16 protein-coding genes are annotated in these 18,212 nt (G+C 58.7%); 3 read left to right on the forward strand and 13 right to left on the reverse strand.

What is annotated here, in order from left to right; translation table 11 throughout:
• The 9 genes from CUC44_RS08990 to CUC44_RS09030 form a co-directional block, all read right to left on the reverse strand.
• On the reverse strand, positions 1 to 658 hold a 658-nt coding region (locus tag CUC44_RS08990), incomplete at its 3' end, for a pseudouridine synthase (RefSeq protein WP_425266301.1).
• Positions 659 to 739: 81 nt separating this feature from the next.
• Entirely contained in the window at positions 740 to 1,507 is a 768-nt protein-coding gene (locus CUC44_RS08995) for a PTS sugar transporter subunit IIA (RefSeq protein WP_100859630.1), read from the reverse strand.
• Positions 1,507 to 1,806, reverse strand: coding sequence for a PTS fructose transporter subunit IIB (locus tag CUC44_RS09000; protein WP_100859631.1), 300 nt, complete (start codon positions 1,804 to 1,806; stop codon positions 1,507 to 1,509). Before CUC44_RS09000 ends, CUC44_RS08995 begins: the two co-directional genes overlap by 1 nt.
• Before the next feature lie 256 nt (positions 1,807 to 2,062).
• Positions 2,063 to 3,469 carry a hexose-6-phosphate:phosphate antiporter gene (gene uhpT, locus CUC44_RS09005; RefSeq protein WP_100859632.1) on the reverse strand — a complete coding sequence of 469 codons (1,407 nt, stop codon included), beginning with the start codon at positions 3,467 to 3,469 and terminating at the stop codon, positions 2,063 to 2,065.
• Between the two features lie 542 nt (positions 3,470 to 4,011).
• Complete coding sequence (locus CUC44_RS09010; RefSeq protein ID WP_100859633.1) at positions 4,012 to 5,919, reverse strand: PTS fructose transporter subunit IIABC; 1,908 nt, start codon at positions 5,917 to 5,919, stop codon at positions 4,012 to 4,014.
• Positions 5,920 to 6,421: 502 nt separating this feature from the next.
• Positions 6,422 to 6,880, reverse strand: a complete 459-nt coding sequence (locus CUC44_RS09015) for a GNAT family N-acetyltransferase (RefSeq protein WP_100859634.1) — start codon at positions 6,878 to 6,880, stop codon at positions 6,422 to 6,424.
• 463 nt (positions 6,881 to 7,343) lie between these two features.
• Positions 7,344 to 8,057 (reverse strand): potassium channel family protein, encoded by a 714-nt coding sequence (locus tag CUC44_RS09020; RefSeq protein WP_100859635.1) that lies wholly within the window; start codon positions 8,055 to 8,057, stop codon positions 7,344 to 7,346.
• Positions 8,058 to 8,522: 465 nt separating this feature from the next.
• Positions 8,523 to 8,798 carry a hypothetical protein gene (locus CUC44_RS09025; protein WP_100859636.1) on the reverse strand — a complete coding sequence of 92 codons (276 nt, stop codon included), beginning with the start codon at positions 8,796 to 8,798 and terminating at the stop codon, positions 8,523 to 8,525.
• A 196-nt stretch (positions 8,799 to 8,994) separates the two neighbouring features.
• The gene (locus CUC44_RS09030; RefSeq protein ID WP_100859637.1) at positions 8,995 to 10,032 is read right to left on the reverse strand and encodes a Mal regulon transcriptional regulator MalI; all 1,038 of its coding nucleotides are present in this window, start codon (positions 10,030 to 10,032) and stop codon (positions 8,995 to 8,997) included.
• Positions 10,033 to 10,312: 280 nt separating this feature from the next.
• Between CUC44_RS09030 and malX the strand changes: the two genes are divergently transcribed.
• Together malX and CUC44_RS09040 are read left to right on the forward strand one after the other, a co-directional pair.
• Positions 10,313 to 11,884 carry a maltose/glucose-specific PTS transporter subunit IIBC gene (gene malX, locus CUC44_RS09035; protein ID WP_100859638.1) on the forward strand — a complete coding sequence of 524 codons (1,572 nt, stop codon included), beginning with the start codon at positions 10,313 to 10,315 and terminating at the stop codon, positions 11,882 to 11,884.
• An 88-nt stretch (positions 11,885 to 11,972) separates the two neighbouring features.
• Positions 11,973 to 13,169: a MalY/PatB family protein gene (locus CUC44_RS09040; protein ID WP_100859639.1), complete on the forward strand. Its 1,197-nt coding sequence runs from the start codon at positions 11,973 to 11,975 to the stop codon at positions 13,167 to 13,169.
• Positions 13,170 to 13,195: 26 nt separating this feature from the next.
• Here the strand turns inward: CUC44_RS09040 and CUC44_RS09045 are convergent, their stop codons facing one another.
• From CUC44_RS09045 to CUC44_RS09055, 3 genes are all read right to left on the reverse strand, one after another.
• Positions 13,196 to 13,993, reverse strand: a complete 798-nt coding sequence (locus CUC44_RS09045; RefSeq protein ID WP_100859640.1) for a hypothetical protein — start codon at positions 13,991 to 13,993, stop codon at positions 13,196 to 13,198.
• 109 nt (positions 13,994 to 14,102) lie between these two features.
• Positions 14,103 to 14,393 (reverse strand): hypothetical protein, encoded by a 291-nt coding sequence (locus tag CUC44_RS09050; RefSeq protein WP_100859641.1) that lies wholly within the window; start codon positions 14,391 to 14,393, stop codon positions 14,103 to 14,105.
• Positions 14,394 to 14,681: 288 nt separating this feature from the next.
• Positions 14,682 to 16,574, reverse strand: a complete 1,893-nt coding sequence (locus tag CUC44_RS09055) for a PTS fructose transporter subunit EIIC (RefSeq protein WP_100859642.1) — start codon at positions 16,572 to 16,574, stop codon at positions 14,682 to 14,684.
• A gap of 686 nt (positions 16,575 to 17,260) precedes the next feature.
• Here CUC44_RS09055 and CUC44_RS21090 point away from each other — a divergent pair.
• The gene (locus CUC44_RS21090) at positions 17,261 to 17,410 is read left to right on the forward strand and encodes a hypothetical protein (protein WP_167388845.1); all 150 of its coding nucleotides are present in this window, start codon (positions 17,261 to 17,263) and stop codon (positions 17,408 to 17,410) included.
• Positions 17,411 to 17,564: 154 nt separating this feature from the next.
• On the opposite strand, the gene CUC44_RS09060 is transcribed toward CUC44_RS21090, so the two are convergent.
• Positions 17,565 to 18,110 carry a YgjV family protein gene (locus tag CUC44_RS09060; protein ID WP_100859643.1) on the reverse strand — a complete coding sequence of 182 codons (546 nt, stop codon included), beginning with the start codon at positions 18,108 to 18,110 and terminating at the stop codon, positions 17,565 to 17,567.
• Positions 18,111 to 18,212 lie beyond the last annotated feature (102 nt).

The raw sequence follows: 18,212 nt of genomic DNA on the forward strand, positions 1-18,212 counted from the left end.
TAAGAGACAGGGCCAGATCATCGAGATTCCAGTCACCGATGGCGTAGCGAATGAGGCGCAAGGTGGGGTGGCCGATATGGGCCGTCATGCGCCGCACCTGGCGGTTGCGCCCCTCCACTATCTTGATCTCCAGCCAACAGGTGGGGATCTCCTTTCGCTCGCGAATGGGCGGATTGCGCGGCCACACCAGGGGCTCACTCATGATCCGCGCCCCGGCGGGCAGGGTCATGCCGTCGTTGAGCTCCACCCCGGCGCGAAGACTCGCCAGCGCCGCCTCGCTCGGTATCCCTTCCACCTGCACCCAGTAGGTCTTGGGGGTCTTCTCCCCCGGCTGGGTGAGGCGGGCCTGCAGCTTGCCATCGTTGGTGAGCAGCAAGAGCCCTTCGCTGTCGCGGTCCAGCCGGCCGGCGGCATAGATGCCGGGCTCAGAGATGTAATCCTTGAGGGTTTCGCGCCCCCCTTCGTCGGTGAACTGGCAGAGCACCATGTAGGGCTTGTTCAGCAGCAGCAACTTGCGATCCGCCGGCGCCACCTCCGGCTTGCGCTCGCTTGAGGTATTCCCGGTGCGCGCCCTTGGCGTGACCGTGCCTACCTTGGCGGTGCGGGCTGGGCCACCCGTGCGGGCGGAGAGGGAGAGGCGGGGACGGGCAGGTTTCATCGCAGGCATACCAAAAACAGGGGATGCGCGATTGTATCACAGGGGGCTGGCGCAGAGATGAACGGGGTGTAGGGGTGAGGTTCAGCTCAGCAAGGCGTCGATGACGATGGCCTGGCGGGCGGGGGAGGAGCTTGCGCGCAGGAGCGCCGTGCTGACAGTCTCGTCCATCAGGGCGCGGGCCAGGCGGGTGAGGGGGCGCAGCTGCTCGGGGGCGAGTCCGGTCGGGATTGCCAGCAAGATGATGGTCTCCACCGGCCCCAGGGGAGATCCCCACTCGATGGGCTCGGCACTGCTGAGCAGCGAGAGAGAGGGCTGGCGGATGGCGGGGCAGATCACATGGGGCATGGCGAGGCCTGGCCGTATGATGGTGGCGGCCAGTTGCTCCCGTGCGCCTATGGCCTGCTCCAGCGCCGGCCTGTCGCGCACCAGTTCGGCGGGCAGCAGATCCACCAGTACCCTCAGCGCCAGCGCCTTGTCGATGGGGGCGCTGGCGTGTCCGAGCTGAGCCAGGGTGAAGCAATAATCGGGTAGCGTGCCGCACAGACGCTGCTCGGCCTGGGCGGCGGTGGCGGGGCGGCCGAGGGGCTGGCCCAGCTCCCCGCACCAGCAGGTGAAGGCCATGTGGGCGAGTTCCGCATCCAGCCCTTCGATGAGCAGCTGGCAGAGATCCCCGGGCTGGGTCGCCAGGGTGAGCAGGGCGAGCTGGTTGGCTGCCGCCACGCTCTGGCGGCGGGTCACATTGACGAACTGGATATGGGATTTGAACAGCCCAGCCAGCCGGCAGAGCTGCTTGGCCTGGGTGATGGTCAGGCCTTGGCGACAGCAGAAGGTGAGCTCACGGGTGAGCATCAGGCACTCAGGGTCTTGAGCACGCCGGCGGCGTCCAGCAGCACGGATTCCAGCGATACCTGACGAATGGCGCAGCCGAGGAAGCGATCCTTCTGCTCAATCTCGATATCGGAGGCGATGAGCACCAGATCCGCCCCGGCGATGTCCCGGGCGGTCAGCACGTTCTCCAGCCCCATGGCACCCTGGGTCTCGACCTTGATCTTCAATCCCAGCTTGTCGGCGGCTTTTTGCAGCGCCTCGGCGGCCATGTAGGTGTGGGCTATGCCGGTGGGGCAGGCGGTGACGGCGAGGATCTTCATGGGCTCTCGAAGCAAATTGAGGTGGGACAACAAGATAGCGCCAAGCGCCCGGTTTTGCCAAAGGTGCGGGGTAAAAGTGGGATCTTGGCGGTGCTCTGGCGCCGCTTTGCGCAAGGGCTCGGCGCCATTTGACGGCGATGGGCGGCAGAATAAAAAAACGGCCCGCCACAGGGCGAGCCGAATGCACACAACGGAGTGAAACTGGTTTGCCTGCCGGGCTGGGTGATTCACCCGGCAGAGTTCAGTGCGCGCCGGTTCAGGCGGACTGGGTGGCCAAAGTAGCGGCCTTCATTTCCCGCTTGATGCGGCGGATCTTGCGCTCCTCGGCCACGGCCACGCAGGCCATCAGCACCAGACAGGCGGCGGCGGCCATGTCCAGCGCGGCGAAGGTGCCGTCCCAGCCGGTCAGACCGAAGATGGGGGTACCGTCGGCGATCATGCCCAGGCCCAGCTTGGCGAAGCTGTCACCTATGAGGTAGGCGAAGGTGCCCTTGACCCCATCTGCCACGCTGATGCCTTGCTTGGGCACGAAGCCCACGGCGGCGACGCCGATCAGCAGTTGCGGGCCGAACACCAGGAAGCCCAGGGTGAACAATGAGCCCAGGAACATGAACTGGGTGGTGGCGTGCTGGTAGAGACCCAGGGTGGCGATGATCAGCGCCAAGGCCACACAGGCCACCAGGCCGCGGCGACCGTTCGCCAGATCGGAGAGGTAGCCCCACATCAGGGTACCGACCAGGGCGCCCACTTCGAAGAAGGTGAAGCCCTGGATGGCGATCTCCTTGGAGAAGCCGAGCTCCTGGTGGGCGTAGACGGTGGACCACTGGTCGATGCCGATACGCACCACGTAGAGGAAGATGTTGGCAAAGCACAGCAGCCAGATCACCTTGTTCATCAACACGTATTTCACGAAGATCTGCCACTTGGTGAGTTTCTGCTCCTCGGTGGCGATGTCCTCTTCGCTCGCGACCTCGTCAAACAGCTCTTCCACCTTGCCAAGGCCATAGGCTTCCGGCGAATCGCTACCAAAACGCAGGCCCACGAAGCCGACGATCAGGGCGATGATGGAGGGGAAGATGAACATGCCGAGCACGTTGCCATCGAACAGGTAGTTGGCACCGAACAGCGCCACACCAGCCGCGCCGGCGCCCCCCACGTTGTGGGAGAGGTTCCACATGCCGAGGTAGGTGCCGCGCTTGTTGCGGGGAGTCCACTTGGTGATGGTGGAGTAGCTGCAGGAGCCACCACAGCTCTGGAAGAAGCCGCTCAGGGCATAGAAGAAGATCATGAAGTAGAGGCTGAAACCCGTGCCCCCCATGCTGGCGCTGAAGCCCAGCATGCACAGGGCCGAGAGGATCAGCATCAGCGGCAGGAACTGCTTGGTGTTCTTGCCATCGGCATAGTAGGAGACCAGTGTCTTGCCCACCCCGTAGGTGATGGAGAAGCCGAGGCCAATCATGCCGAGCTCGGTCATGGAGAGACCGTACTCCTGGATCATGTCGTTCTGCGCAATGTTGAAGTTCTTGCGGATCAGATACATGGTCAGGTAGCCGATGAAGACCACCAGATAGGATTGCATAAACGGCTTGAACCAGAGCTTGCGCCGGGCTTCGACCGGCAGGTCCAGGGTGGGGACCCGGACCTGTTGGAGCATTTTCAACATCTTCGTTCATCCTCTGCGAGATAGACGGTATTTCCGCCGCGCCCCTCGTTTATGGAGTCGGTCTGTTTCGACCGGTTATAAGAGGTCACGCCACGGAAAGGCCAACAGGGGAGGCCGCGCCGCCCTGTCGATTGAACCTGTGCCCGGCACCTTGCATCTGCGAAGGGGCGGGTCACTACATCAGGTAGGGGGACTGTAAAGAGGCAAAGCCGGGAGGGCGTGAGAGTCATCCCTAGGGGGGGTAGGAAAAATTCCTAGTTTGGCCGGATCTGGCTGTGAAATGTGAAGAGGATCACGGCGAGGCGTCGCCATTGGGGAAGAAACGAGCGGGAAAGGGGGTTAGTTAGCTGAGCGGAGCTGTGATGAGCAAGGCCGTGACAAACAATCGGGAAGGTCAACAGCGCTCTGGCTAGGGTCAATCGGATCGACCGCGGGTGCTGCCCCGTGAGGCCGCCTATATGCACAATGTAGCGAAACAAGAAGAGGCCACCCCGGGGTGGCCTCTTTGCGTCTTGTGATGCGTTCTTGCAGCAAGGAGGGGATCAGGCGGCCTTGGCCAGCGCGCGCTCGTCCGTCTTCTTCATCCGCAGTTTTTTCAGGGCAACCGCCACCACGCCGGTGACGATGGCGCCACAGATCATGCAGAGCAGGGCCAGCAGCGGCTTGTTGACCGCACCCAGCAGGGCCACGATGGGGCCACCGTGGGCCACGCTGTTGGTGATGCCAAACAGGAAGGCCATGACGGCGGCTGTCATGCTGCCCAGCATGTTGGCCGGAATGACGGCGAGCGGGTCACGGGCGGCGAACGGAATGGCGCCCTCTGAGATCCCCACCAGGCCCATGGCACCGGCGGCCTTGCCTGCCTCAATTTCGGTGGCATCGAAGATGCCGAGCTTGCGACCGAGCACGGTGGCGAGGGACATGCCAAGCGGCGCGGCCGGGATGGCGCAGGCCATGGCCCCCATGAACTGGGTCTGGCCTGAGGCTATCATGCCCACGGAGAACAGGAAGGCCACCTTGTTGACCGGGCCACCCATGTCAAAGCCTGCCATGCCCCCCAGCACTATACCGAGCAACACCAGGCTGCCACCGCTCATGGAGAGCAGCATGGCGTTCAGGCCCGTCATCATGTCGGCGATGGGGGCACCTATGATGAAGATGAAGACGGCGGCGATAAACAGGGACCCGACGATGGGGGCGATGAGGATCGGCACCAGCGGCTGCACCATCTTGTGGTACTGGCGGGTGGCAATCCAGCGCACCAGATAACCGACCAGCAGGCCCGCGATGATGGCACCGATAAAACCGGTACCTGCGTCGGCGCCGTAGAAGCTGCCGTTGTTGGCAATCCAGCCGCCGATAAAGCCAGGGGCCAGCGCCGGGCGATCACCGATGGCGTAGGCGATGTAACCGGCGAGGATGGGGATCATCAGGGTGAAGGCGGCGACCCCCACGTTGAGGATCTGGTTCCACATGCTGCCTACCGGGATCTGCATGCCGCTGGGAGTCGGATCCCCGCCGATGGCGAGCGCCAGGGCGATCAGCAAGCCCCCGGTGACTACGAAGGGGATCATGTGGGAGACGCCGTTCATCAAATAGCGGTAGAGATCGGACGTGCCGCCGGCACTCTTCTCCTCGCTCTTGCGCTCATCCTTGTCCGCCACGTAGGCGGGGGCCTTGAGGGCCTGCTCGATGAGGCCCTTGCCATCCTTGATGGGGGCCTTGACCCCGGTTTTGATGAGCGGCTTGCCGTTGAAGCGAGCCATGTCCACCTGCTTGTCGCAGGCCACCACGATGGCGCTGGCACGGGCGATTTCGGCCGCGGTCGGGCTGTTTTTGACACCGATGGAGCCGTTGGTCTCCACCTTCACCTCATAGCCCAGTTCCTTGGCGGCGCGCTCCAGGGATTCGGCCGCCAGATAGGTGTGGGCGATACCGGCCGGGCAGCCGGTGACCCCTATGATGAGGCCCTTGTCGGCAGCCGGAGCGGCTACCGTCTCTTCTTTCTTCTCGAGCAAGAGCGCCAGCGCCTCGGCCGAGGTCTTGGCGGCCAGCAGGGCGTCGATAAAGCCCTCTTCAATCAGCTTGGCGGAGAGCTCGGCCAGCACCTCGATATGGTGGTTGGCGCCGCCGGCCGGGGAGGCAATCATGAAGAACAGGCGGGACGGTTTGCCATCCTCGGCGCCGTAGTCGATGCCGGCGCGGCTGATGCCGATGGCCACCGCCGGAGTGCTTACCGCCGCGCTCTTGGCGTGGGGCAGGGCTACCCCTTCCTCAAAACCTGTGTTGTCCAGCTCTTCCCGGGCCCACAAGTCCTTGATGAACTGCTGCTCGTCGCTGACCTTGCCTTGCGCCGCCAGCAGATGGGCCATCTCGCTGAAGACCTCCTCCTTGCGGCTGGCCTTTAAATCGAGCGCGATCAGCTGCTCGTTGATAAGGGTGGTGATCATGGTGTTCTCCCCGCTCCTTGCTGGAGCCTGTTGGCATCGTTTCCCGGGTGACCACGACAGGTGCTACCCGGGACATGCAGACAAATTTGACCCTCCTATTATGGTGGACGCGTGAGCTTCCCCCTATCGGACAAAACTGCGAAATACTGGATTTTTGTGCGCTATCACCTTGAGTGTGACCCCGATCTCACAGCAGACCAGCTGACAAAACGGACCTGGACTGAACCACTGAGTGATTTTTTATAGTTAAAAATCAGTAGATTAAAAGTGTGTGTGCCGATAAGTATCATCCATTGAGCCAGCCCTTATCTGGGCGAAGGGAGCTGTATTTCTGTAAATTTGTGAGGTAAGAGGAGGTTTCTGGATGTGAGCCAACGCACATAAATGGCGGTAATGGAGGGGTTGAGGGGGGAAACAAGCAGGGGAAAGGTGGAGAAAAGTCGCTAGCCATCGGGTGGCAGCCGTATGGATGGTGGCTGAGAGCGGATTAGCAGGGAATGGATTAAAAGTAGGTCGGCGGTTCACCGACATAATGTGGCCGCCTATGAGAGAAATACATGCAATCAACCCCCGGAAGGCGCCTATACCCCAGCCTCTCGTAGAAGTGATGGTCGATATCCGCATGCAGAAACGTGGCGATGGCATCGGGGGCATCCAGCAGCATATCTGTCACGGCGCGCAGCAGATGGGCGCCAAACCCTTGTCCCCTCATCGCAGGCGTCGTTGCCAGTGAACCTATGCCAAAACAGCCCTGACCAAGGCCAAAGCTGTCCCGATAGACGATCAGGGACGAGACAGGCTGATTATCGACCACCAGGACATGCCACACACCGGACTGATACTTCTTACTACCTTGGCTGCTCGCCAGATATTCAGTTGGCACAAGAGCACCACCCCAGGCATCAAACCCCATCCAGTAGATGGTATCCAGCTCATGGTGGCTGGCTTTTCTTATCTGCATATTTCATTCTCATCTTTATTTTTTGTTGCATTGAAATAATTTGCATTTGTTGCCCATGTGATACTAGATAATGGTATTATATTTTCTCTGTTTATTAGTTTTCGATATTTTATCGGCCTCAGGTTTTTCACTTGTTCATAAATGATGGGGAAAATAGAAGAGAAAAAATTAAAATAGAGATATAAGGTCCCTAGTGAAAACAACCCTATGTAGATGTCATGCCAGATGAATTCGGGGGTAAACTGAATGGTATAGTAATGGTTAGACTGGATTTGAATTAGACAAGATATAAGTATATATGTTTTTGCATCCGTTAGCGCTTATGCTTATTAAATGAGCGAAGAGGTTTTATTGGCTTGTTTTTCCAATATAGGTTAGGTTCGTGGTGCTTGATACCAACCAACCAACCAACCAACCAAGTATGTTGGTACTGAACCAACATACATAGACTTCTAATTTTAACCTATAAATTAGGCTCGGTTGGTGCTTTTCCTACATATAAAGCGAAACTAACTATAATAAGAGTAAAACCAACAAGTACCTCATGAATTATCAGGATCTTTGGTAACCAGTGCGTTGGTGAATAATCACCGTAACCTAAGGTGGTGATAGTGACACCGCTAAAATAAATAGTGTCTAAAACACTTTCGAAACTTTTATTAAACCATTCTTTAGGTATTAACAAGTATATTAAAGAATAATTTAAAATTAACTCGATATAACTTTTTAGCGCTAATTCGATACGCTCTCTGTAAGAAAGTAAGCTAGAGCTTACTTTTCCTTCCGATTTATCTAGAGCATCAGCGATAAAAGCCAGAAATATTTCATTGCATCTGGAAAATGGAAGTGAATATATGAATAAAAAAATACTATAGGTCAACCAAGCAGGAACATAATGAAATACTCCATAAGAAAAAAGTCCGCCGAAAATTAAGGTGGAAAGCATAGATATAAACAGATACGAGTAGTTACGAGCTATAATCCCTCTCATCCTACTCTCAGGATTTGAACCCTTCTTAACATGATCAGCATACCACCACGTAGGAGATAGGATCCTTAGGAACCATAATCTTATAAATCTAATTTTTTTCTCATGACTTACGCCAAAATCATAAATTAAAGTCTTATTTTTCATTCTCTTTGATTCTTTTATACAAGCAAATGTTGTTTTTTTCATTTCTTACCAAAATTCCATTTTTATGCTTTTAATTAATGTGTATAGTGCAGACATTCAATGTTTTTAGTGCCAGCATTCAGTTGCATTTGGCATAAAATTAGTGTGTTTATTCATCGAGCTGATATGAAATTATAGGTGGGATTAGCGTAGACTAATAGGATTATTGCAAAAGCATGATCAAGTATTTTCAATCTTTATTGGGCAGGCTACCACCCTAAATTAAAGCCTCCGTCCTGTTGATTTTTACCCACAAGCGACTTGCTGGTGTATTACAGACTCGAGCCATGAATGGGGATCCGTAATCGCCTTGATAGCCAAGTGAAGTATCTTAACCAAGGTGGTGAGTGAACAAAATAGGGCGTCGATAAAAACCGATCGGGATCTATAAATGGCTTATTTTCGGGGGTTGGATGAACTGGCCCAGAGGAGCCAGCTGTTTAGAGATGCAGCGCTCTGGATCCCGACTCAATACTCGAGAAACTTCTCGCCGCAGCGCTCGCAGATCAGGTGCCGTACATGGGTGGTCTGATAGGCCAGGGTCGAGCCAAATGCCCAGTTGGTGATGGTGCTGGCACGAAAGGCTTGCCAGAAGGCCTTGCGTGGCTCCTTGGGCATGATGTCCTGGCTGTGGTTGCGGGGGACCAGCACCACCAGATGGCGGGTTCGCTCGCCGCACTGGTCGCAGCGGTGGATCTCGCTCTGCGGTTCTGTGTGCTGTTGATCTTTGCTCTGGGTGCTCATCTTGATCCGGGCTCCTTAACTGGTGGACGGACCCATCATATTCTTCCCCCCTTGGCGCTCCTAACGCTGATAAAAAGCCCTCCCCATGCGGGGGGCTGGTTCATCCGTTGTCACCCATGTGCGCTGACAGGCCGCAGATAACACTACCCGATGACGAAACCCGTTGTTGCGCGGCCGAACGGCTGTACACGGCGACTTATGCCGACTCCCGCTTCTGCAGGCTGGGGGTGATGATATGGCGGTTGGGGGCGAGCTCGGGCTGCTGCATGCGAGTCAGCAGGCGGCGGGCGGCCTGGCGGCCAATCTCCCGGGCCGGGGAGTCGACGAAGGTGAGGGCGGGGAAGGTGAGTTCGGCCTCGGCGATGTCGTCAAAGCCGAGCAGGGCCACCTGCTGGCCTATGTAGTTGTCCTTGCCCACGGTGCGCCCGCTCGCCTCCACCCCGTAGATACCGCCGAGGGCCACCTCGGGATAGTGGCAGAGGATGGCGGTCACCTTGGGATGCTGGTGCAGCAGCTGGGCTATGGTGTCGGCGGCGCTGCGCTGGGTGCGATCGCACTCCAGCACCCACTCGGGTTTGAACGGCAATCCGTATTGCAGCAGGCTGGCGCAGTAGCCGCCGATCCGCTCGGCCCGGGTGAGGGAGTCTGCCCGCCCGCCCACGTAGGCGATATGGCGATGGCCCTGCTCGATGAGGTAGGTGGCGGCCTGCTTGGCGGCGTGGGTGTTGTCCGGGCCGATAAAGTCCACGTCGTCGCGGTAGTAGGAGCGGGCGGCGCACACCACGGGCAGCTGGGAGTCGAGCAGGGTCTGCAGCGTCTTGGCGGCGGCGCCGCGCACCGGGTTGAAGATGATGCCGGCCACCCCCTGGCGCGACAGGGACTGTATGCTCTGCTGCAACCGCTCCGGGCTGTGGCCGCACTGGGTCAGAAACAGCAGATAACCCTGCTGCTCCAGCACCTCGCTCACCCCGGCGGTCACCTCGGTATAGAAGGGATCCGTGATGTCCCGCAGGATCAGCCCCACCAGGTTGGAGTGCTGGCTGCGCAGGTTGGCGGCAGCGCTGTTGGGCACATAATCGAGTTGGCTGATGGCCTGCTGCACCCGCTCTGCGGTAGCCGGGGAGATGCGCCCCTTGCCCCGCAGCACCATGGAGACTGTGGTGACCGAGACCCCCGCCAGCTGGGCCACGTCGGTGATCTTGGCATTCTTGGATGGCAGCGGTTTGAGCGACATAGGCGAGCGCATGGGACGATAGGAGAGCCGAGAGGCACAGCATACCCCCGGAGGGAGAGGAGTAAAACGTTACAGCACGCGGGGAGGGATCTGCCTCACAGATCTGGTGACGGTGGTGTTTTTGGCGGTGAAATTGTGATCTTGTCGCGGATTTTGAGTTGATAAAACGTTTTATCATTCGCGAAACCTGATGCGATCCCTCTTTCTCTGTCCAGCGCTGCTGACGGATAAGAGAAGGGGAGGCACAGGACCTGACCTTCACTTCACAAGGATTAGACAGATGGCCAAGTCCCCCGCCAAATCCACGATCTGGGAGTTCCTGCAGAGCCTCGGCAAGACCTTTATGCTGCCGGTCGCCCTGCTCGCCTTCTCCGGTATCCTGCTCGGTGTCGGCAGCTCACTCACCAGCGATGCGGTGAAGCAGAGTATGCCCTTCCTCGATCACACCGTGCTGCAACTGCTGTTCCTCTGGATGACCAAGGTGGGGCTGGTGGCCTTCATCTACCTGCCGGTGATGTTCTCAGTCGCCATTCCCCTCGGCCTCGCCCGTGAAGAGAAGGGGGTGGCGGCCTTCGCCGGTTTCGTTGGCTACGCGGCCCTGAACCTCTCCATCAACTTCTATCTGACGGTGGCGAACGTCATCGGTGACGCGGCGGCAGAGAAGGCCTACGGGGTGAAATCCATCCTCGGTATCAGCTCCATCGATACCGGGATCCTGGGGGCCATCATAGTCGGGGTCATAGTCGCCAAGCTCCACGCCCGCTTCTACACCTACAAGATGCCAGATGCCCTGGCCTTCTTCGGCGGTGCCCGCTTCGTGCCCATCATCACCGCCATCGTGCTGGGGGTGGTCGGTCTGGTGGTGCCCCTGGTCTGGCCCTGGTTTGCCGCCGGCATCAACGGCATCGGCGCCGTCATCTCCCACGCCGGCCCCTTCGGCCCCTTCCTGTTCGGTACCGGTGAACGCTTGCTGCTGCCCCTTGGCCTGCACCACATCCTGGTGGCGCTCATCCGCTTCACCGAGGCCGGTGGCACCCAGCTGGTCTGTGGCAACGAGGTGAGCGGGGCGCTCAACATCTTCTACTCCGAGCTCTCCTGCGCCGATACCACCCAGTTCTCGGTGTCGGCCACCTCCTTCCTCTCTCAGGGCAAGATGCCGGCCTTCCTCGGCGGCTTGCCGGGCGCGGCCCTCGCCATGTATCACTGCGCCCGTCCGGAGAATCGCGGCAAGATCAAGGCGCTGCTGGTCTCCGGGGTGGTCGCCTGCGTCATCGGTGGCATCACTGAGCCGCTCGAGTTCCTGTTCCTGTTCGTGGCCCCCGTGCTCTACGTCATCCACGCCATCCTGACCGGCCTTGGCTTCATGACCATGGGGCTGCTCGGGGTCACCATAGGCAATACCGACGGCAACCTCATCGATTTCCTGGTGTTCGGCGTGCTGCAAGGCACCGCCACCAAGTGGTACCTGGTGCCGGTGGTGGCCGCCATCTGGTTTGCCATCTACTACGGGGTGTTCCGCTTCGCCATCGTGCGCTTTAACCTCAAAACCCCGGGTCGCGAAATTGAGAGCAACGACGCGCCGCAAGCGGCCGGCAAGAAGGCGGGCAGCAGCGGTTACAACGGCGAGATCATCCTCAATGCCCTGGGGGGCGCCGACAACATACTGGCGCTGGATAACTGCATCACCCGGCTGCGGATGTCGGTGCAGGACATGAGCCGGGTCGATGACAAGCTGCTCAAGGCCAACGGCGCCATCGGGGTGATCAAGCTCGACGAGCACAACCTGCAGGTGGTGATAGGGCCCCAGGTCCATCTGGTGAAAAACCAGCTGCAGAGCCTGATGGGCGCCTGAGTGCGAACCAACAATCACGACAGGGGGGCCGAGGCCCCCTTGTCTCTTCCTTCTGGTTATTCGCCGCATCGATGGAGAATCAAACCCCATGCATCAGATTTATGACTTCGAGCGAGAGGTCGACCGCCACGGCACCTACTGCACCCAGTGGGACTATGTGGCGGACCGCTTCGGCCATGCCGATCTGCTCCCCTTTACCATCTCCGACATGGATCTCGAGACTGCTCCCTGCATTCGCGCGGCCCTGGCCAAACGGCTGGAGCACGGGGTCTTTGGCTACAGCCGCTGGAATCACGACGACTTCAAGGGGGCCATCTGCAATTGGTTTGCCCGCCGCTATGGCGCCGAACTGGACGCAGATACTCTGGTCTACGGCCCCTCGGTCATCTATATCATCGCCCAGCTGATCAGACTCTGGTCCACCCCGGGCGAGGGGGTGCTGGTACACACTCCGGCCTACGACGCCTTCGGCAATATGCTCGGCGCCAACGACCGCGTGCTGCTCTCCTGTCCGCTGGTAAAGCGGGAGGGGAACTATCACATCGACTGGGACGGCTTCGAGCGTCTGGCGGCCCGCCCGGATTGCAGCGTTCTGCTGCTCTGTAACCCCCACAACCCCACGGGCCGGGTCTGGACGGGGGACGAACTCTCTCGCATGGCCGCCATCTGCCAGCGCCATGGAGTGAGGGTCATCTCGGATGATATCCACATGGACATGAGCTTCGCCCCCTACACACCCTGGAGCGAGGTGGCCATGGACTATGGCTGGGCGCTGGTGAGTTCGGGCTCCAAGTCTTTCAACATTCCGGCCCTCGGCGGTGCCTACGCCTTTATTCCAGATGCAGCGGCGCGCGCCGATTACTTGCGCCGCCTCAAGGCCGCCCACGGCCTCTCATCTCCCCCCATACTCGGGGTGCTGGCCCATATCAGCGCCTATCACGACGGCGATGCCTGGCTGGACGCCCTGAAAATCCACCTGCACGACAACTTGAGCCGGGTGGCCAATCGGCTCAACGGCGCTTTCCCCGCCATCGACTATCGGGTGCCCGAAGGCACCTATCTCGTCTGGATTGATCTCAGCGGACTTGGTATCGACACGGCAGAGAAGATGGACGCCCTGCAAACCCTGCTGGTGGAAAAATACCGTGTCGCCATCATGCGTGGCGACACCTATGGCCCCGAGGGGCGCGGCTTTATCCGCCTCAACGTCGGCTGCTCGCGCAAGAAGCTCGACAAGGGACTGGATGCCCTGATTGGTGCGCTCACCGATCTGCTGGGGAATTGATGGCGCGTTGACAACCTGCGGGCCGCCTAGGGGCGGCCCTCTTCGTTTGGAGTAGAGGGCTTGGCGCGATAGCGGGTCTGCTCTATTTGATCGAAGCGCAGGATCAGGGTATCGCCCTCCTTGAGGTGGTAGGCGCAGTGGGAGCCGTTGCAGGCGATGCGGATATGGGGCTCATCCCCGAGCAGGAGCGACTGGCTATGGGCCTCACTCTCTGGCCAGTTGCCTTGCTCTAGGCGGGCGATCTGGCTGCGAGCCAGCTCTTTACCCATGGGCTTGGTGTATTCGGATGCCCAGATAACCAGCAGGGGAGGAAGAATAAAAAGTGCAAATTTTAAGTAAGTGTTTTTTAGCCAAATCAAGCAATTAAAGGTAAAGGGGGCCGGATAGTTGTGAGCGATTTTTCCTCCCTTCAGCACTATGGGGAGCAGAACAAAAAAGCGAATAACCCACCAAGAGAGTGCCAGTCGCCACTTCACTTTGAAAAAGAAAAATGTGAGTACGGCAAATAGCCCTCCAACTGTCATCGCCAGAGGAAGTACATAAGGTAAGAACAGTTTGAGCAGCAGGTAAAACCCATGAAAGAGAGTCACATCCGCTGGTTGAGAGAATTCGGTATCTTCGAGTCCGAACTGGCTCAGATAGCCGTGGTAGTAACGCATTCCCACAAAGTACACAGCCGCTGTCAACAGGGGGATGAGTGCGCACAGGATGCCGACGAAACTCAGCATTCCTCCTTTTTCCTCATCCTCATGTTTGGTTGCCCGTAACTCTTGCAGATGCTTTTTAAGCCATTTTCGCTTCAGGGCTGTTAAATCTTGCGCCATTGCTTCCCGTCCCTCTTAGCCCGAAGTTCACCGGGTCATCTCCATATTGCCGCAGATTCCAGTTCCAGCCTCAGCCATATCGCGTTGGCTGGCGGATATGTAAGGTCGTTTACCTGGGCTCCTGGGTGCGAAACAGCACCTTGCCGCAGGCGAGACAGGTGTGGCGATAGCGATGATCCGGCCAGCCGGTTTGGGGATGGCCAACAACCTTGTCCGAGCCGCAGGCGCAGCAGCGGGCACCCAGCTCATCCCCGGTGGCGCAATCCGGGTGGGCATCCAGGTATTCGGCGCGGTTGGGCAGACGCAACCAGTCGGGGTTGGCGTGGCGCTTGTCCCAGAAGCGCATGGCATAGAAGGTGCCTCCCATGGCGATCAAGCCGAGCAACAACATAAGGTCCATTTATGACTCCGAGGGAAAAGGCGTGGCGCCTGTGGGCCTATCTTAACGAGTCGACGCAGAATGCAGCCATCCCTACTTGGGTCAATCCCATTGCCTTGAGTACGCTCGTGGCTTAGTCAAAACGGTAAGGAAAAGAGGGGCAAGAGGTACCAGAACCTGGCTCTGGGGCCTGCTGCCGAGGGCTCGGTGGTTGGGCTATCAGATGGGGGATGCGCCGAGATATCGACTAAAAAGGGGCCCCAGGGGCCCCTTTTAATCTCAACGAGTTATCGCAATCTCATGGGTTTATCAGGCCACCTTGTTGCTGGCCGCCTGGGTACGGGCCAGTAATCCATCTGGATTATGGATAGCATCCCGCGTCTTGACATCGATTATCTCGATATTGGCGAAGCGCTCCTTGTTCTTGATGGCCACGTCGTGGGCCAGGATGACGCAGCGGGCGTTGGCCACGTCCTTTGCCGTGATGCGGTTGATGATGCCGTTGGCGCCCTGGGTCTCCACTTTGAGCTTGATCCCCGCCTTGGCCGCCGCCTTTTGCAGGCTCTTGGCGGCGAGGAAGGTGTGGGCCACGCCGGAGGGGCAGGCGGTGATGGCGAGCACGTCAGCTTCTCCTTCCGCTTCGATGGCCTGGTAGTCGGTATCGGCAACGGTCACCTCATCTTCTTCGGTGACCGGTTTTTTCAGCAGGTTGACGACAAGGGCCGTGGTGAGGGCGCCGAGCACAGTGCCCAGGATATAGCCCATCTTGCCCTCCACCACCGGCAGCACTATCCAGCCGCCCCAGGGGGCGTGGTTGATGCTGTGCATCATAAAGCCCGTGATGTTGCCGACTATGCCGCCCGCGACTATGGCCGGGATGACCCGCACCGGATCGGCGGCGGCGAACGGGATGGCCCCTTCGCTGATGCCGATCATGCCCATGATGGCGGCCGCCTTGCCCGCTTCACGCTCTTCCTTCTTGTAGCGCTTGGGGGAGAGCAGAGTCGCCAGCGCCATGCCGAGCGGCGGTACGCAGATGGCGATGCCGACGCCCCCCATCAGCCAGGGTTGGGTATTGACCTGGGTCTGGGCGAACAGGGTGGCGACCTTGTTGACCGGACCGCCCATGTCAAACGCCGTCATGCCACCCAGGATGGCGCCGAGCATCACCTTGCCGGAGCCCGCCATGCTGGAGAGCCAATGGTTCATCCCCTCCATCATGGCGGCGATGGGCGCCCCTATGACCCACATGACGATTCCGCACACCAGGAAGGTGCCAATCAGCGGATAGATGAAGATGGAGCCGAGCGAACTCATGGAGTCCGGCAGTTTTATGCGCTTGAGCTGATTGACGATAAGCCCGGCGATAAAGCCCACCAGGATGGCGCCGAGAAAACCGGTATGAAACTGCTGCACCGCAATCCAGGAGCCGATCATGCCGGGGGCCAGGCCGGGTTTGTCCGCCATGGAGTAGGCGATGTAGCCGCCGAGTACGGCGGTAAACAGGGTCAGCCCCGCTATCCCCATGTCAGCCATGTCTTTCAGGAAGCCCGCCTCGGGCACGGCCCCCTTGCCGCTCAGCATGACTGAGAGCGATAGCAGCACGCCCCCCGCGACGATAAAGGGGATCATGTGGGAGGTGCCAAACAGCAGGTGCTGCTTGAGGGTATTGAGCTGGGCCTTGATGCTGCGATCCTGGGGTTCGGGGGCACTCTGGGGCGCCCGACTCGCTTGTGTGGGGGTCGCCTTGGCGCTGCCCGTGGCCGAGAGCAGTGACAACACCTCGGCCTTGCTGGTGGCCGCCTGCATGCGGGGGATGAAATGGGGCTCAAGCAGCTTGGTGGAGAGCTCGGCCAGCACCTCGATATGGTGGTTCGCGGCGCCGGTGGGGGAGGCAATCATGAAGAACAGGCGGGAGGGCAAGCCATCCTCGGCGCCAAAATCGATCCCCTGGCGGCTGATGCCGATGACGATGGCGGGGGCTGTCACCGCCTCGCTCTTGGCGTGGGGCAGGGCGACACCCTGCTCGAATCCTGTGTTACCGAGATTCTCTCGTGCCCAGAGATCGCGTACGAAAGCATCCTGATCGCTGATTTTACCGCGGTTCTTGAGCTGAGTGGCCAGTTCGACAAACAGGGTCTGCTTGTCGGTGGCGGCAAGATCGAGGCAGATCAGTCCTTCATCTATCAACGAGGTGAGCATATGTGTCTCCTGGCTTCGGCGAGCCCTGGTGATGGTTGGATGGAGCAAACGATTGACCCCGCTATTGTTTCGCCCAACCCCTCTGACCGAAATCGGAGATATGTGCCCTTTACTGGAGTTTTGTGTCGACGCCCCCGGCCTGTGACCCTGCTCGCATTTTGTCTGGCATGAGACTAAGTGCTGACATCTTATAAAATCACTTTATAAACAATCGCTTGTGATTGTCTTCAGAGAGGGAACCTACATTACCGTGTTAGGTGGTGGGTGCTGTCTGGGAGGACGATATGGAGATTTGTGCGCCTTGACCCTCGCTTAAAATGTGAGCCAGCTGGCAAAGAGGGGGAGATTGACCGCTTGCTGTTGCCGAGGGGCGTCCGGGATCCTCGAGAATAGAAAAATGCATAATCCAGGCGACCCGTTTTTATGCAGGACCTTGTCGGTGAGTATAGTTTCAATTAATTGAAAATTAACCACTATTTTATATTTAAAGGCCTTGAGTTAGCTGGCCGTAGTGTGTTTTATGGGGCTGGCAAGCTCATTTAGGACCATTTTTTAGATTGGATTGTGCATAACCAATCGTTTATTTCGTTGGGGATTTTCAAGCGATCTGGTGTCCAATCAGCAAGCAGGTTGGCCAAACAGTGCCGTCAGCCAGTGTGTAACCCGAGATGTAAGGAGACATCCTGATGGAAAAACTTGACCAAGAGATCGACACCATGCGCCAGGAATTTGAGTCACAGGGCCAGAAACAGGCCCATGACAAATGGCAAGCCAGGGTCGATGAGCTGCAGCGGGAACGCTCAGACGCTCCCCAGCCGGAAGCGGCGGAACACTAGCCTGTTGAGGCCCCTCGTTTGGGGTTCTCTGCCAGGCCGATAATCACACCCCCACCGTCCGAGAGGATTGTGGGGGTTCTTTATTCCACTGCCATGTAACAATGGTGTGGAATTTAATTCTGCTTAATTGCTAATCATTGGTATGGATGATTTGTCAGCTGGGGTTGGGCAGTGGTTGTCGCCACATGCGGTACATGGTGTGGCAGTTGACGAACAGGAAACTCAGCTCAATCAGGCTGCCACCGATGGAGCCGATGAGAATGTTGTGGCTGGTCCAGCACAAGCCGCCTGCCAGCATGGAGAGCCGCAACACTATACCCTTGGCACGAAACAGCCCCCAGGTACCGATGGTGGTGCCTATGATGGGCAGCCACTGTACCGGGCTGTTTATCCCCGGAATGCCGAGACCCCAGACCAGCAGCAGAAAGAACGCCATGACCCAGGGACTGCGGGTGTGCCCGGAGGCGACGGTACGAACGCAACTGAGGCCCGCGCTGAGGGCCGCCGTGCTTGCCCCCATCAGCAGGAAGTGGAAGGCGATGGCCCCCTGATAGAGACACAGGCGCAGTCTAAAACGCCCGTCATCCCGCTGCCGGAAGGCGCTGATGCCGACCAGCATGGCCGCGAGGCCGATTCCCTGGGCCAGGGGTTGTTGTTGAAACAGGGTCCAGACAGGCGCCAGCCAGTTGTTATCTACCATCACAGGGACGTACCACGCTTGCAGAGTGCCAATGGCTTGGCGCCATCAGGTTTTTGCCGCTGGGGTGTCATGGTCGAGCGCAGCGGCGAGAGTGACGAGCAG

The organism is Aeromonas lusitana, assembly GCF_002812985.1.
Classification (GTDB): domain Bacteria; phylum Pseudomonadota; class Gammaproteobacteria; order Enterobacterales; family Aeromonadaceae; genus Aeromonas; species Aeromonas lusitana.